Here is a 15,172-nt window from a genome sequence, read left to right as displayed (position 1 = left end):
CTGAAAACGACGGGCAGGCAACGGCTTAATGAGCAAGGCCTGAGCAGGGCGGCAAAGAGGACAACATGGGCATCAACCAGGGTCCGATCAGTCTCGATCAAAAATACACCCAGGACACCGGCCATATCTTCACGACGGGCATCCAGGCGCTGGTCCGCCTGCCCATGGCCCAGATCCGCCGCGACCGTGCCGCTGGCCTCAACACCGCGGGCTTCATCTCCGGCTACCGCGGCTCGCCGCTCGGCGGCTACGACCAGCAGCTCTTCGCGGCGCGAAAGCATCTCGAGCAGTACAACATCAAGTTCCAGCCCGGCGTGAACGAAGATCTGGCGGCGACCGCCGTCTGGGGCTCGCAGCAGCTCAACCTCTCGCCCGGCGCCAAATACGACGGTGTCGTCGGTATCTGGTACGGCAAGGGCCCCGGCGTCGATCGCAGCGGCGACGTGTTTCGCCACGGCAACGCGGCCGGCTCCGCCAAGAACGGCGGCGTGCTGTGCCTCGCCGGCGACGACCACGGCGCAAAATCCTCCACCGTCCCGCATCAGTCCGACCACGCCTTCATCTCGGCGCTGATGCCGTATCTCTATCCCTCGAGCATCCACGAGATGATCGAGATGGGCCTGCTTGGTATCGCGATGTCGCGCTATTCGGGGTGCTGGGTCGGCATGAAGGTGATCACCGAGACGGTGGAGACCACCGCCGAGATCGACCTCACCGACGAGATGAAGCCTTTCATCATCCCACCCGATTTCGAGCTGCCGCCCGGCGGGCTCAATCTGCGCTGGCCCGACGACCGTTTCGAGCAGGACCGGCGCCTGCAGGATTACAAGGGCTTTGCCGCGATCGCCTTTGCGCGCGCCAACAAGGTCAACCGCGTCACCATGGATTCGCCGAACGCCCGCTTCGGCATCATGGCCTCGGGCAAGAGCTACGAGGACGTCCGCCAGGCGCTGCGCGAGCTCGGGATTACCGAGCAGGTCGCCGCCAGGATCGGTCTTCGCCTCTACAAGATCGGCATGCCCTGGCCGCTGGAGCCGGAAGGCGTGCGGCAATTCGCGGTCGGGCTCGAGGAGATCTTCATCGTCGAGGAACGGCGCGAGATCGTCGAGAACCAGGTCAAGCAGGAGCTGTTCAACTGGCGCGATGACGTCCGTCCGCGCATCGTCGGCAAGATGGACGAGCACGACAAGCGCTTCCTGACCTTCTCGGCCGAGCTCAGCGTCGCCTCGCTTGCGACCTCGCTCACCGAACGTCTCCTTCGACTTAATCTCAATCCTGAAATCGCGGAGATGCTCCGCGCCAAGGCCGACTGGTTCAATGGCCGCCAGGCCACCCAGATGCAGGCGACAGCGCCTGTCTCCCGCACTCCCTACTTCTGCTCCGGCTGTCCCCACAACACATCGACGAAAGTCCCCGAAGGCAGCCGCGCGCTGGCCGGCATCGGCTGCCACTTCATGGCGCTGTGGATGGACCGCTCGACCGAGACCTTTACGCATATGGGCGGCGAGGGCGTGCCGTGGGTCGGCATCGCGCCCTTCACTAACGAGAACCACATTTTCGCCAACCTCGGCGACGGCACCTATTTCCACTCGGGCCTTCTCGCCATCCGGCAGGCGGTCGCCTCCAAGACCAACATCACCTACAAGATCCTCTATAACGACGCCGTCGCCATGACCGGCGGCCAGCGTCATGACGGCGATCTCTCGCCGCAGCAGATCACCTTCCAGCTCCATGCCGAGGGCATTCGCGAGATCTATCTGGTCTCGGAAGCGCCCGACACTTATCCGGCCGGCACCATCGCACCCGGCGTGAAGAAGTATCACCGCGACGAGCTCGACAACGTCATGAAGATGTGCCGGGACTACAAAGGCACCTCGGCCATCGTCTTCGTGCAGACCTGCGCCGCCGAGAAGCGCCGCCGCCGCAAGCGTGGCCTGATGGAGGATCCGGCGCGCCGCGTCATGATCAACCCGGCCGTGTGCGAGGGCTGCGGCGACTGCTCGGTGCAGTCGAACTGTATCTCGGTCGAGCCGCTGGAGACCGAGTTCGGCCGCAAGCGCGCCATCAACCAGTCGTCCTGCAACAAGGACTATTCATGCCTCAAGGGGTTCTGCCCGTCCTTCGTCACCATCGATGGCGGCGCGCCGCGCCACCGCGCGCCGGCCGAGCTCGCTGACATCGGCGCGCTGCCGGAGCCGGCCTCGCGCCCGACGCTCGACAAGCCCTACAACATCGCGGTCGGCGGCGTTGGCGGCACCGGCGTGCTCACCATCGGCGCACTGCTCGGCATGGCCGCGCATATCGAGGGCAAGGCCTCGATGATCCTCGACATGTCCGGCCTCGCGCAGAAGGGCGGCGCGGTGCTCAGCCACGTCCGCCTGTCGGATCATCCGGCGGAAGTGACGTGCTCGCGCATCGTCACCGGCACCGCCGATGTCGTGCTCGCCGCCGACGAGGTGGTCGCGGTCGCCAAGGATACGATCTCGCTCTGCGACACCACCCGCACCCGCGGCATCATCAACAGCCACGTCATTCCCACCGCCGATTTCGTCCTCAACCGCGACTTCAACTTCCAGACCCGCAAGCTGAACGGGCTTTTGGAAACGGCGCTACACAAGGACTCCGTCTTCTTCGACTTCACCAAGCCGGCCGAGCAGCTGCTGGGTGACAGCATCGCCACCAACATGATGATGATGGGCTTTGCCTATCAGAAGGGCCTGCTGCCGCTGTCGGCGGAGGCGATCGAGCAGGCGATCGAGGTCAACGGTGTCTCGATCAAGATGAACAAGGAAGCCTTCCGCCTCGGCCGCCTCGCGGTCGCGGACCCCGCGCGCCTCGCCGAGATGCTGAAGGGGACGGACGAGGCGGTCGCGCCCGAGACGTTGGATGCAATGACCTTGGACGAGGTCATCGCGCATCGCGCCAAGCATCTCGCCGCCTACCAGAACGGCCGCCTGGCCAAACGCTATCGCAAGTTGGTCGATCAGGTCAGCGACGCCGCCAAGCAGGGCGGCTACGACGAGGCGCTACCGCGTGCGGTCGCGATCAACTACGCAAAGCTGCTCGCCTACAAGGACGAGTACGAGGTCGCGCGGCTCTTCACCGATGGCGCCTTCGAAAAACAGCTCCGCGACCAGTTCGAGGGCGACTTCAAGTTCAGCTTCAACCTGGCCCCGCCGATCCTCAGCCGCGGCGTCGACGCGCTCGGCCGCCCGAAGAAGCGTGCCTTCGGCCCGTGGATGCTGAAGGCATTCCGCGTGCTGGCAAAATTCAAGTTCCTGCGCGGCACGGCACTCGACATCTTCGGCCGCAGCGCCGACCGCAAGCTCGAGCGCGATTTGATCACAGGCTACGAGAAGGACGTCGCCACCGTGCTCGGCCTGCTGTCGCCGCTCACGATCGACACCGCGGTCGAGCTGTTGTCACTGCCGGACCGCATCCGCGGCTACGGTCCGGTGAAGGAGAAGGCGGTGGCGGACGCCAAGGCCCGCTACGCCCAGCTCGCCGCGGACCTGGCGAGCCCGCCGCCGGCGCCGAGGCAGATCGCGGCGGAGTAGGAAAGTCCCGACGCATTTTTTGTCGGCTCCCGCGGATAAGGGCAGTTCGATCTGGCCTTGACGACCTCTTCCTGAGGGTTGATCGCGATTGGAATAAAAATTTTAGGTGGTGTGATGGTTCCGTTAGTGATATATGGGTCACTATTCTCAGCAGGGAATTTCTTACATGGCCCGGGTATTTTTTGTTTTGAGCCTTCTGCTCGCTGCATCCACGATTTCTGTAGTGACAGCACCTGCGTTTGCAGAGTGTTATAACGGCCGATGTCGTTAGTTTGGTTCGAGAGGCGCGATGACTATATTTTCGCTTCTCTGGGATTTGTTCGGTTGGCTTCAGAGCAATTTCGGCAAAGTCGTTGTTACGCTCGGTAGCTGCGCGATAGTCTACCTGCTGATGGTCGGACTTCTGCGAGACAAGCGGAAGAGCGACATACGGAGCCCTTCGAGCTTCTTTTCCTTGGACGAGGTTGTCTCGGCCCGTTGGTTTACGGCAATCAGTTTTTTCTTCGCTGGATCCTTGGCGATTCTATATGCGGCACTCGCACTTAACGCGGGTGCATTTTTGACCGACATACAGCACCTTCTGGTGGATTGGCTCAAACAGAAATTCCCGGCTGAAAGTCAGGCACAAATTAAGAAGATATTCGAAGACGACTTCCCTTCCTGGCTTGAGCCGTTGTCTGTCTTGGGATTCTTCCTCTTCTTATTCGCGGCAAAGGTAAGAAAAATCCTCGTCGTTTGTCGGGATCTAATTCTAAATGCTTCTGGGCTATACAAGATATTAGATGAGGCTGCGATTGATACAGCGCGCGAACTGCAAAAGAAGTACAGGGGGGACTTCGATCGCTTGGCCGCCGATTTGAAGAAGAAGTTTTCTGAGGCGCCTCTTCCGGAGTTGTATGCTGGAAATGAGGGGGAAATGCGTATCGCATATCAAGTTGTTTGGCTAAACCGGAAGTCGATACGAGAGAGTGGCTTAGTCGCAAGTTTAGATGAATTTCGTAAGCGGCTAGGAATTGAGGTATCTGATCACGGAAGCTTCAGGTTGGATCTGACGCATCTGGCAATTGCCTCGGTACTCTTCACCATCTTTATGGGTGTCTATGTGGTGGTGGTCCCGCTGTTCCACTCGGTCGTACCGAGCTATCTGCATTGGCCTAACCCTGTCGGTCAGGATACTTGGTTCGATGTAATACGCTACGTGCTAAAGTTCACGCTCGGGTTTGTTTTTCCTCTCATGCTTGCGCTCAATATGTATCCGGTTCGGAGGCGGGCATACAGGCGAGAGGAGAATGGTTTGACGGCATTCGCGGCTGTCGCTGCTATTCAATGCATTGCGGCATTTATTGTATTTGAGCTGTTCAATTTGGTTGATGCGTCAATCGCGGCAGCGCAAGGTCAGCAGGATTTTTCTTTAGCTTATGCGCGTATCCATATTGGAGCGTTTCTTTACTCGCTTGTGCCGATCGTCGCATTTGGCGTTTTCTTGAAGTTGCGAGACCTTGGCGCCGACATAACGCTTCTAGCTTTGATCACTAGCGTTGCAGTCGGGGTCAGCTTCGGAGCTTGCGATCTCTTGTACGAGTGCTACTTGCCGTCTTTTGATCACTTCTATTGGTATCAAGGTGTGCTGGGGTTGGCGATCTCTCTAGCTTTCTTCGTTTCTGGCTCTGTCACTGAACAGTTCGGAATACCAAATCGTAGTTAGTCGTGCGCTTGATTTCCGCTCCGCATCTGCGGCTACGGGCTAGCGAAGAGGTGATCGCGGATGCAAAGGCCTGTATGCCCAGCTCGTCGGCGACCTGGCGTACCCGCCGTCCGTACCGAGGCAGATCGCGGCCGAGTAGGGCGGTCTCGTAGGGTGGGCAAAGGCACAAAGCGCCGTGCCCACCATCTCACCTGGAACGCACCAAAAGAGATGGGCACGCTTCCGCCTTCGCTCTTCGAGTTACGCCGGACAAGTCGCTTTGCCGACCTACGATGGCTGAAATCCGTTGTGGTGAGGACAACAAGACCGCCCACATTTTCTGTTGGAAAATCAACCTCCGTTCTACTGTGCATGGGGTTGTTTTCGTGAAAGCGGACTATCTTCGATAAAAACGAAAAATCGCTTGTGCCGTCGGGCAAAACACCTTTAGGATTTTGCTCAGTCTCTTTTGCTTCGGACGCAGCGCTGCGCTTCTTAGCGGTGCGCTGCAGAGCCGGGGGCCCATCTCGCAACGAGGACGTAGCCGCATGGGTCCCGGCTCTGCGCAGCAACGCTGAAGCGTTGCAGCGCGTCCGGGACACGAGAGCATCCGCCACTTGCGCCAACCCGCTACCCTCTCGCCCGACGGAATATTTCCGCGCTTGCCAATCCGCCCAGTGCGGTTCAGAAAAACGAAGCAACAAGAAACGCGAGCGGAGACCTCTGTTTTGACCATCAAGGGCAAGGCCTACATTGCCGGGATCTACGAACACCCGACCCGGCATGCGCCGGACAAATCCACCGCCCAGCTCCACGCCGAGGTCGCGAAGGGCGCGATCGAGGATGCCGGGCTCAGCAAGGACGATGTCGACGGCTATTTCTGCGCGGGCGACGCGCCCGGCGGCGCCTGGCCGATGGTCGATTATCTCGGCCTCAACACCAAGAAGCTCCGCCACGTCGACTCGACCGAGACCGGCGGCTGTTCCTACATCATCCATCTCGGCCACGCGGCTGAGGCGATCGCGGCGGGCAAGTGCTCGATCGCGCTGATCACGCTGGCTGGCAAGCCGCGGACCGGCGTGATGCCGCCGCGCGCGGCCGGCGCGGAAGCCGATTTCGAGTCCGCTTACGGCGCGACCACGCACAATGCCTACGGCATGTGTGCCATGCGCCATATGCACGACTATGGCACCACCTCGGAGCAGCTCGCCTGGATCAAGGTCGCGGCCTCGCATCATGCGCAATACAATCCGCATGCGATGCTCAAGGACGTCGTCACCGTCGAGGACGTGCTGAACTCGCCGATGATCTCCGATCCCTTGCATCGCATGGATTGCTGCGTCGTCTCCGACGGGGGCGGCGCGCTGATCGTGACGACGCCCGAAATCGCCAGGAGCCTGAAGAAGCCGCTGGTCAAGCTGATCGGCCATGGCGAGGCGATGAAGGGTCCGCGCGGCGGCAAGGATCTCGATCTCACTTACTCCGCCGGCATCTGGTCCGGCCCGCGCGCGTTCGAGGAGGCCGGCATCACGCCGAAGGACATCAAATACGCTTCGATCTATGACAGCTTCACCATCACGGTGCTGATGCAGCTCGAGGACCTCGGCTTCTGCAAGAAGGGCGAGGGCGGCAAGTTCGTCGCCGACGGCAATCTGATCTCGGGCGTCGGCAAGCTGCCGTTCAACACCGACGGCGGCGGCCTCTGCAGCAACCATCCCGTCAACCGCGGCGGCATGACCAAGATCATCGAGGCCGTCCGGCAGTTGCGCGGCGAGGCGCATCCGAAAGTGCAGGTCAAGAATTGCGATCTCGCCATCGCCCACGGCACCGGCGGCCTTTTGGGCGTTCGCCACGCCGCCTCGACGGCCATTCTGGAGCGCGTGTGATGGTAGATGCAAAAAAATACCCGGCCCCGGTCACGAACGCCGAGACCGCGGCGTTCTGGGACGCGGCCAGCCGCGGCAAGTTCATGATCAAGCGCTGCACGGCCTGCGGCGAAGCGCATTACTTCCCGCGCTCGATCTGCCCGTTCTGCTATTCCGACAAGACGGTGTGGGAAGAGGCCTCGGGCGAAGGCACGATTTACACCTGGAGCCTGATGCGGAAGTCGCCGACCGGTCCGTATGCGATCGGTTACGTCACGCTGAAGGAGGGCCCGTCGGTGCAGACCAATTTCGTCGACTGCGATCTCGAGAAGCTCAAGATCGGCCAGAAGGTGAAGGTGGTGTTCAAGCCGACCGACGGCGCCCCGCTGCCGTTCTTCACGCCGGCCTAGCTAGCACGGTCCTCATCCTGAGGAGCTTGCGAAGCAAGCGTCTCGAAGGATGGCCACGACAAAGAAGCGTTTCGGGCATCCTCATGGTTCGAGACGGCGCAAGAGCGCCTCCTCACCATGAGGATGAGAAACCACCGGGAGGAAACCAACAAAATGTCCGCCAGATACGAAGAACTCAAAGGCCTCAAAAACATCGGCCAGAAATATGTCTACAGCGATCGCGACGTCATGCTCTACGCTTACGGCATCGGGCTCGGCGCTGATCCCATGGACGAGAACGAGCTCGCCTTCGTCAACGAAGGCACGCTCACGCCGCGGCCGTTGAAGGTGGTGCCGACCTTCGCTTCCGTCGCCGCGTGGGGCGCGGGGCCGGGCGAAATGAATCTCAACCGCGTCATGGTGGTCGACGGCGAGCGCGACATCACCTTCCACCAGCCGCTGCCGGTCGCCGCCAACATCACCGCCGATTCCTCCGTGGTCGAGGTCTACGACAAGGGCAAGGATAAGGGCGTCGTCATCAGCCACCAGACCGTGCTGAAGAACGAGAAGGGCGAGAAGCTCGCCACGCTGGTTGCCTCGCGCTTCGCGCGCGGCGATGGCGGCTTCGGCGGTCCGAACCTGACCCAGCCAGATCCGCACAGGATTCCCTCGCGCGCGCCCGACAAGACCATCGACATCGTCACGCGCCCTGACCAGGCGCTGATCTATCGCCTCTGCGGCGACCGCAATCCGCTGCATTCTGATCCGGAGTTTGCGAAGAAGGCCGGCTTCCCGCGTCCGATCCTGCACGGCATGTGCACCTACGGCATCACCTGCCGCGGCGTGCTGCAGACCTATGCCGACTACGACGCCAGCGCGTTCCGCCAGCACGTCGCGCGGTTCTCCTCGCCGGTCTATCCCGGCGAGACCGTGACCATGGAGCTCTGGAAGGACGGCAACACGATCTCGTTCGAAGCCAAGGTGAAGTCGCGTGGCGTCACCGTGATCAAGAACGGCAAGACGGTCTTAGGTTAGGGGGACTCTCATGCCCCGGACGCAGCGCAGCGCTCCTTCAGCGGTGCGCTGCTGAGCCGGGGCCCAGAGCCGCCCAAGGAAGAACTGGGTCCCGGCGCTGCGAAACAGCGTTTCACGCTGCATCGCGTCCGGGACACAAAATAACAAAAGCAGGGAGAAGCCACCATGGGACTACTCGACGGCAAGGTTGCGCTGGTCACCGGCGCGGGCGGGGGGCTCGGTGAAGCCTATGCAAAGCTGTTCGCGCGGGAAGGGGCCTCGGTCGTCGTCAACGACCTCGGCGGGCCCCGCGACGGCTCCGGCGCCGACAAGTCGATGGCGCAGCTCGTGGTGGACGCGATCAAGGCGGAGGGCGGCAAGGCGGTCGCGAATGGTGCCGACATCTCGACCATGGAAGGCGGCCAGTCGGTGTTCGACGACGCCATCAAGCACTTCGGCCGCGCCGACATCCTCGTCAACAATGCCGGCATCTTGCGCGACCAGACCTTTGCCAAGGCTAGCGAGTCCGACTGGGACAAGGTCATCAAGGTGCATCTGAAGGGCACCTTCTGTTGCACCATGCCGGTGTTTCGCTGGATGCGGGAAAATGGTGGTGGTGTCATCGTCAACACCTCCTCGACCTCGGGATTGATCGGTAATTTCGGCCAAAGCAATTACGGCGCGGCCAAGGGCGGCATCTGGGGCCTGTCCAATGTGCTGGCGATCGAGGGCCGGAAGTACAACATCCGGGTCTGGACGCTGGCCCCGGGCGCGCTGACCCGCATGACCGCAGACCTGCCCCGCTATAAGGAGAACCCCTCGGCGGCGCTGGGGCCGGACGGCATCGCGCCGGCCGTGCTATACATGGTCAGCGACTTGTCGGGCGACCAGACCGGCAAGGTGCTGGGCGTGTCCGGGCCCCGCGGCGTGCGCGAAATGCGGATGATGGAGATGGAAGGCTGGAAACCGCCGCACTCGGGCTGGAACGCCCAGGACATCGCCGATCATGCCAAGGAGATCTTCTTCTCCGAGGAGCAGATCAGGATGGGTGCGCGGCGGTTTTAGCCACACTGTCATTCCGGGCCTGTCCCTTCGGGCCATCCCGGAATGACGAATAGAGAGAGACAAGGTAAGACGATGAAACTGACCGCCGACGCCAAGGGCACCTTCGCAATCGCGCCGACGCCGTTCCACGATGACGGAAGGATCGACGAGCGCTCGATCGACCGCCTGACCGATTTCTACGAGGAGGTCGGCTGCGACGGCGTCACGGTGTTGGGCATTTTGGGTGAGGCGCCGAAGCTCGATGCTGCCGAGGCCGAGCAGGTGGCGGTGCGCTTCGTCAAGCGCGCCAAGAAGATGCAGGTGATCGTCGGCGTCTCCGCGCCGGGCTTTGCCACCATGCGCTCGCTGGCGAAGGCCTCGATGGACGCAGGCGCCGCCGGCGTCATGATCGCGCCGCCGCCCTCGCTCCGCACCGACGACCAGATCATCGGCTATTACAAGCAGGCGGCCGAGGCGATCGGTCCCGACGTGCCCTGGGTGCTCCAGGACTATCCGCTGACCTTGCAGGTGGTGTTCACGCCGGCCGTGATCCGCAAGATCGTCACCGACAATGCGAACTGTGTGATGCTCAAGCACGAGGACTGGCCGGGTCTCGAAAAGATCTCGACCCTGCGCAATTTCCAGAAGGACGGCTCGCTCCGTCCGCTCTCGATCCTCTGCGGCAATGGCGGTCTCTTTTTGGATTTCGAGATGGAGCGCGGCGCCGACGGCGCCATGACCGGCTACGCCTTTCCCGAGCTTCTGATCGACGTCGTGAACCTCTCCAAGGCCGGCAAGCGCGATGCGGCGCATGATCTGTTCGACGCGCATCTGCCGCTGATCCGCTACGAGCAGCAGCCGGGTGCCGGCCTTGCCGTGCGCAAGCACGTGCTGCAGAAGCGCGGCATCATCGCCTCCAGCGCCCAGCGCAAGCCCGGCGCGACCATCACGCCGGCGGCGAAGGCGGAGGTCGACTACCTGCTGTCGCGCGTCGCCCGCGTCGACAAGCGCGCCAATCTCGGCCCGCAATCGAGTGCCGCAGGTTAGTTGAATGCCCGAGACATCAGCATCGCGTCCCGCGTCGACGATCCTCCTGCTGCGCGACGCAGCAAAGGAAGTTGAGGTCTTCATGATGGTCCGCCATCATCAGATCGAGTTCAACTCGGGCGCGCTGGTGTTTCCCGGCGGCAGCGTCGATGCCGGCGATCAGGAGATCGTCAAGCGGTCCGACCTCTACTCGGGCGGCGAGGGCCTGAGCGAATCCGATCGCGGCTTCCGTATCGCCGCGATCCGCGAGACGTTTGAGGAAAGCGGTATCCTGCTGGCGCGGTCGAAGGGCTCGAACACGCCCGTTGATGCCAGGCGCGCCGGCGAGATCGCCGATGCGCATCGCGTCGCGCTCAACGAGCACAAGATCAGTTTCATGAGCATCCTGGCCGACAACGGCCTCCAGCTCGCGCTCGACACGCTCGTGCCCTACGCGCACTGGATCACGCCGGAAGGCATGCCGAAGCGCTTTGACACCTGGTTCTTCCTCGCGGCAGCGCCGCCCGACCAGCTCGGCGCGCATGACGGCCGCGAGTCTACCGACTCGATCTGGGTGTCGGCACGCGAGGCTGTGGAGGGCGGCGAAAGCGGCCGCTTCAAGCTGCCGTTCCCGACCACGCGCAACCTGATCCGGCTTGCCAAGCAAGGCAGCGTGAGCGCCGCGCTAGATCATGCCAAGGGTATGTCGATCGTCACGGTGATGCCGGTAATGACCAAGACCGAGAGCGGCCGCCAGCTCCGCATCCCCCGCGAGGCCGGCTATGACGGCGAAGTGTTCGAGGTCGGCGCGGTCGGCTGACACAGTTCGACGTACGACGAACTATTGCGCCTGTGGCCGCTGTATGTTCCATCCACTGAAAGCTGGACGGAGCGCGCCATGGATAACCGGCAGGACACAAATGTCGCCGTCGAGCTGGCGCTGCTGGTCGCGCTCGCAACGCTGTGGGGCGGGTCCTACACCTTCATCAAGCTTGGCGTCGCCACCATCCCGCCGGTCACGCTGGTCGCCGCGCGCACCACGATCGCAGGCCTGCTGCTGCTCGTCGTCATGTGGGCGAGGGGCATCAGGATTCCCAGGGACGTCGCGACCTGGCAGCGCTTCGCGTTCCAGGCCGTGCTCAACAGCGTCATCCCCTGGACGCTGATCGCTTGGGGCGAGCGCCATGTCGATGCTGCGCTGGCTACCATCCTCAACTCGGCCGGCCCGATCTTCACTTTCCTGCTCACCGGGGTCGTCACCCGCCATGAGGCCACGACCCCGCGGAAACTGTTCGGCGTGGTGGCCGGCATGGCCGGCATCCTGCTGATCGTCGGCGTCGATGCGCTCCACGACATCGGCAGCGGCCTCGTCGCGGAAGCCGCGATCGTTGCCGCCACCATCTGCTACGCTTGCGCTGCGATCTTCGGCCGGAGCTTCAAGGGCCTCGATCCCTTGGCGCCCGCGGCCGGCTCGCTGCTGGCGGGCGCGGCCGTGCTGATCCCGGCCTCGCTCGTGCTCGAAGCGCCCTGGGCACTATCGCCCTCGCTGAGCTCGGTCCTGGCGCTGCTCGCGCTGGCGGTGTTTTCGACCGCAGCGGCGTTCGCCATTTACTTCCGCCTGATCCAGACCCTCGGCTCGGTCGGAACCACCGCCCAGGCCTATCTCCGTGTCCCGATCGGGGTCGCCATCAGCGTCGCCTTCCTGGAGGAAACCCTGAGCCAGACCGCCTGGATTGGCTTGGCCTGCGTCGTCCTCGGCGTTGCCGCCATGACGGTCCCGGCTCGGCGCCCGGCTGTTGTTAAACCATCATGAAAAACAACTGCTTCCCAATGTCGGAGGCATGTTCCCCCGGAGCCGCGATACAGCGTATATTAGGGGTGTATGGAGTCCGGTTCCGCCCCAATGCCCGTCGAAACGCCACCGAATCTGCCGCCGAATCGATCGTTTTCGCTGTCGATCGGTCAGATGACGTTCGGCAGCTTCATTCTGGTGCTGGCGGTAATCATCGTCACCTCGACCGCCAGCGTGATCGCGATCCGGCATATCGACGCCACCTTCGCCGAGCTGCAGCGGCTGCAAAGCGTCGGCGATCTGGCGGAAGACATCGACCGCCGCATGAACGACCTGCGGCTCGCCGCGCGTGACTTCGTCACCGATCCCGGTGCCGGCATCCAGTTCAAGCAGGTGGGCGAGGCCGCCTCGACCCTGAGCGACATCCTCAAGAAGACCCGTATCGATCTTGCCCCTGAACAGCAGGACATGATCGACGGCGTCTCCGAGCGGCTAGCGACTTACCGCAGCGGGCTGGAGCGGATCTCGACCCTGATCGATCGCCGTGCGCAGTTGCTCGCCGGGCTGCCGCCGCTGCGCGATCAGTTCGATGCGGCGGTCTCCGAAAGCGGAGACCGCGATCTCGCCGCCCGCCTGTCGGAGGCGCAGAGCCGGATCGCGCTCGGGCTGCTCGCACGCAACCCGTCCGCGGCCGAACAGGCTGCGCAGGGCATGTTGGCGATGGACATCGCAGATAGCAGGCTGAAGGCGGCCGTGAACAATTACGCCGATGCCCTCGTCGCGGTCGCTGTCCGCGAACGGCAGATCGCCGATATCGACCGGGAGGTGCTGGGAACCGAGGGCCGGCTGATCGGCCGCGTCACCGAATTGCTCCGTGACGTCAGCGACCGCCGCGGCCACGTGCTGTCGCGCGATTTCGCCCGGACGCTTGCGGAGGCGCGCTGGCAGAGCATCGTGCTCGGCAGCATGGGTGTGTTGATCGGCATCCTCGCCGCGGGCTTCGTGGTGCGCCGGACGGTGCGTCCGCTGGCCCAGATCGCGCGCTCCATTCGTGCCCTTGCGGCGGGCGAGAAGAATACGTCGATCCCGTCGGCCGATCTCAACAACGAGATCGGCGACATCGCACGCGCGGCAGAGGTGTTCCGTCGCGCGTTGGAAGAAGCCGACACCGCACGAGAGGCAGCCGTGCGAGCGCTCACCGAGCAGCGGCTGGCCGAGGAAAGCTATCGCAAACTGTTTGAGGGTTCGGTCGACGGCATCTACGTGACGACGCCGTCCGGCGACCTACTCAACGCCAATCCGGCCCTGGCGCGGATGATGGGCTATGACAGCCCGCAGCACCTGATCGACAGCATCAACGACATCGCCCACACCATCTACGTCGATCCCGAGGCGCGCGTCGAGTATCAGCGGCTGATGCACCGCGACGGCATGGTGCGCGAGTTCGAATATCAGGTGCGCCAGCGCAGCGGCAATGTTCTCTGGCTTTCCGACAGCGCAACCGGGGTGCGGGACGAGCAGGGCAGGATCGTCCGCTACGAGGGCACACTGCGCGACATCACCGACCAGAAGCGGGCGGAAGACGCCATCGCCGAAGGCCGCCGCCTGCTCCAGCAGGTCATCGACACCGTGCCCGCCGTCATCAACGTCAAGGACCGCGACCTGCGTTACGTGCTGATGAACCGCTACATGGCCGGCATCTTCGGCATCGAGCCCGGTGACGCGCTCGGCCGCACCACCGCGGACCTGATGTCGCGCTATGGCGCCGCCAAGACCGACGAGAACGACAAGCGCGTGCTCAGTTTCCGCAAAGGTCTCGGCTTCTACGAGGAGGAGTACAAGGATTCCTCCGGCAACATGCGGCAATGGCTGGTCAACAAGCTACCGCTGCTTGATGCCGAGGGCGAGATCGAGCGGATCGTCACCGTGGCGCTCGACATCGGTGAGCGCAAGCGTGGCGAGCAGGAGATGCGGAAGGCGAAGGACGCCGCCGAGACCGCGCTGCGCAATCTGCGCGAGACCCAGGCCTCGCTGATCGAGGCGGAGAAGCTCGCGGCCCTCGGCCGCCTAGTCGCCGGCGTCGCGCATGAGGTCAACAATCCCGTCGGCATCAGCCTCACGGTTGCCTCTGCGCTGGAACGCAAGACCGCGATCTTCAGCGCCGAAGTCGAGCGCGGCGAGCTTCGCCGCTCGACACTGAACGACTATCTCAACACCAGCCGCGACGCGTCCTCGCAGCTCGTCTCCAATCTCAACCGCGCAGCCGAGCTGATCCAGTCGTTCAAGCAGGTCGCGGCCGACCGCAACTATTCGGACCAGCGCAGCTTCGATCTCGCCGACCTGACCGAGCAGGTGGTGATGAGCCTGCGCCCGGGCCTGCGCAAACAGAACCTGACGCTCAACGTCGAGTGCCAGCCCAACCTCACCATGAACAGCTATCCCGGCCCCTACGGCCAGGTGCTGACGAATCTGTTCCTGAATTCGGTGGCACACGCCTTTCCGGACGGACGTCCGGGGATCATCGACATCCGGGTGCGCGAGTCCGGCAAGGACAATGTCGAGATCATCGTCGCTGACAATGGCTGCGGCATGTCGCTCGACGTGCGTCGCCGCGCCTTCGATCCGTTCTTCACGACGCGGCGCGACCAGGGTGGCACCGGTCTCGGATTGCACATCGTCTACAGCATCGTGACGAACCGACTCGGCGGGCGGCTCGACCTCGATTCCGAGACGGGCGAGGGGACGCGCATCCAGATAATCCTGCCGCGCACAGCACCGCTCGAGCAGGCTGCGGAATAGTC

The 15,172-nt window shown here is 63.1% G+C and carries 10 protein-coding genes; all 10 read left to right on the top strand.

Annotated elements, in window-relative coordinates:
* The first annotated feature begins 65 nt into the window (after nucleotides 1–65).
* A complete protein-coding gene (locus ABID58_RS30740) occupies nucleotides 66–3,557 on the top strand; it encodes an indolepyruvate ferredoxin oxidoreductase family protein (protein ID WP_354036610.1) in 3,492 nt (1,163 codons plus the stop codon).
* Nucleotides 3,558–3,846: 289 nt separating this feature from the next.
* Nucleotides 3,847–5,262 (top strand): hypothetical protein, encoded by a 1,416-nt coding sequence (locus tag ABID58_RS30735; protein ID WP_354036608.1) that lies wholly within the window; start codon nucleotides 3,847–3,849, stop codon nucleotides 5,260–5,262.
* Nucleotides 5,263–5,969: 707 nt separating this feature from the next.
* Nucleotides 5,970–7,127 carry a thiolase family protein gene (locus ABID58_RS30730; protein ID WP_060912572.1) on the top strand — a complete coding sequence of 386 codons (1,158 nt, stop codon included), beginning with the start codon at nucleotides 5,970–5,972 and terminating at the stop codon, nucleotides 7,125–7,127.
* Nucleotides 7,127–7,516 carry a Zn-ribbon domain-containing OB-fold protein gene (locus ABID58_RS30725; protein WP_354036606.1) on the top strand — a complete coding sequence of 130 codons (390 nt, stop codon included), beginning with the start codon at nucleotides 7,127–7,129 and terminating at the stop codon, nucleotides 7,514–7,516. Before ABID58_RS30730 ends, ABID58_RS30725 begins: the two co-directional genes overlap by 1 nt.
* Nucleotides 7,517–7,669: 153 nt before the next feature.
* On the top strand, nucleotides 7,670–8,530 hold the full coding sequence (locus tag ABID58_RS30720; RefSeq protein WP_354036604.1) for a MaoC family dehydratase: 861 nt from the start codon (nucleotides 7,670–7,672) through the stop codon (nucleotides 8,528–8,530).
* 165 nt (nucleotides 8,531–8,695) lie between these two features.
* Complete coding sequence (locus ABID58_RS30715) at nucleotides 8,696–9,574, top strand: SDR family oxidoreductase (protein WP_354036602.1); 879 nt, start codon at nucleotides 8,696–8,698, stop codon at nucleotides 9,572–9,574.
* Between the two features lie 72 nt (nucleotides 9,575–9,646).
* Complete coding sequence (locus tag ABID58_RS30710; protein WP_354036600.1) at nucleotides 9,647–10,600, top strand: dihydrodipicolinate synthase family protein; 954 nt, start codon at nucleotides 9,647–9,649, stop codon at nucleotides 10,598–10,600.
* 4 nt (nucleotides 10,601–10,604) lie between these two features.
* Nucleotides 10,605–11,399: an NUDIX hydrolase gene (locus ABID58_RS30705; protein ID WP_354036598.1), complete on the top strand. Its 795-nt coding sequence runs from the start codon at nucleotides 10,605–10,607 to the stop codon at nucleotides 11,397–11,399.
* A gap of 78 nt (nucleotides 11,400–11,477) precedes the next feature.
* Nucleotides 11,478–12,392, top strand: coding sequence for a DMT family transporter (locus tag ABID58_RS30700; protein WP_354036596.1), 915 nt, complete (start codon nucleotides 11,478–11,480; stop codon nucleotides 12,390–12,392).
* A gap of 90 nt (nucleotides 12,393–12,482) precedes the next feature.
* Nucleotides 12,483–15,170 (top strand): PAS domain S-box protein, encoded by a 2,688-nt coding sequence (locus ABID58_RS30695; protein ID WP_354036595.1) that lies wholly within the window; start codon nucleotides 12,483–12,485, stop codon nucleotides 15,168–15,170.
* Nucleotides 15,171–15,172 lie beyond the last annotated feature (2 nt).

The sequence above is a fragment of the Bradyrhizobium sp. S3.2.6 genome (assembly GCF_040546885.1).
Lineage (GTDB): Bacteria > Pseudomonadota > Alphaproteobacteria > Rhizobiales > Xanthobacteraceae > Bradyrhizobium > Bradyrhizobium cytisi.
This window is presented reverse-complemented; position numbering and strand designations above follow the sequence as displayed.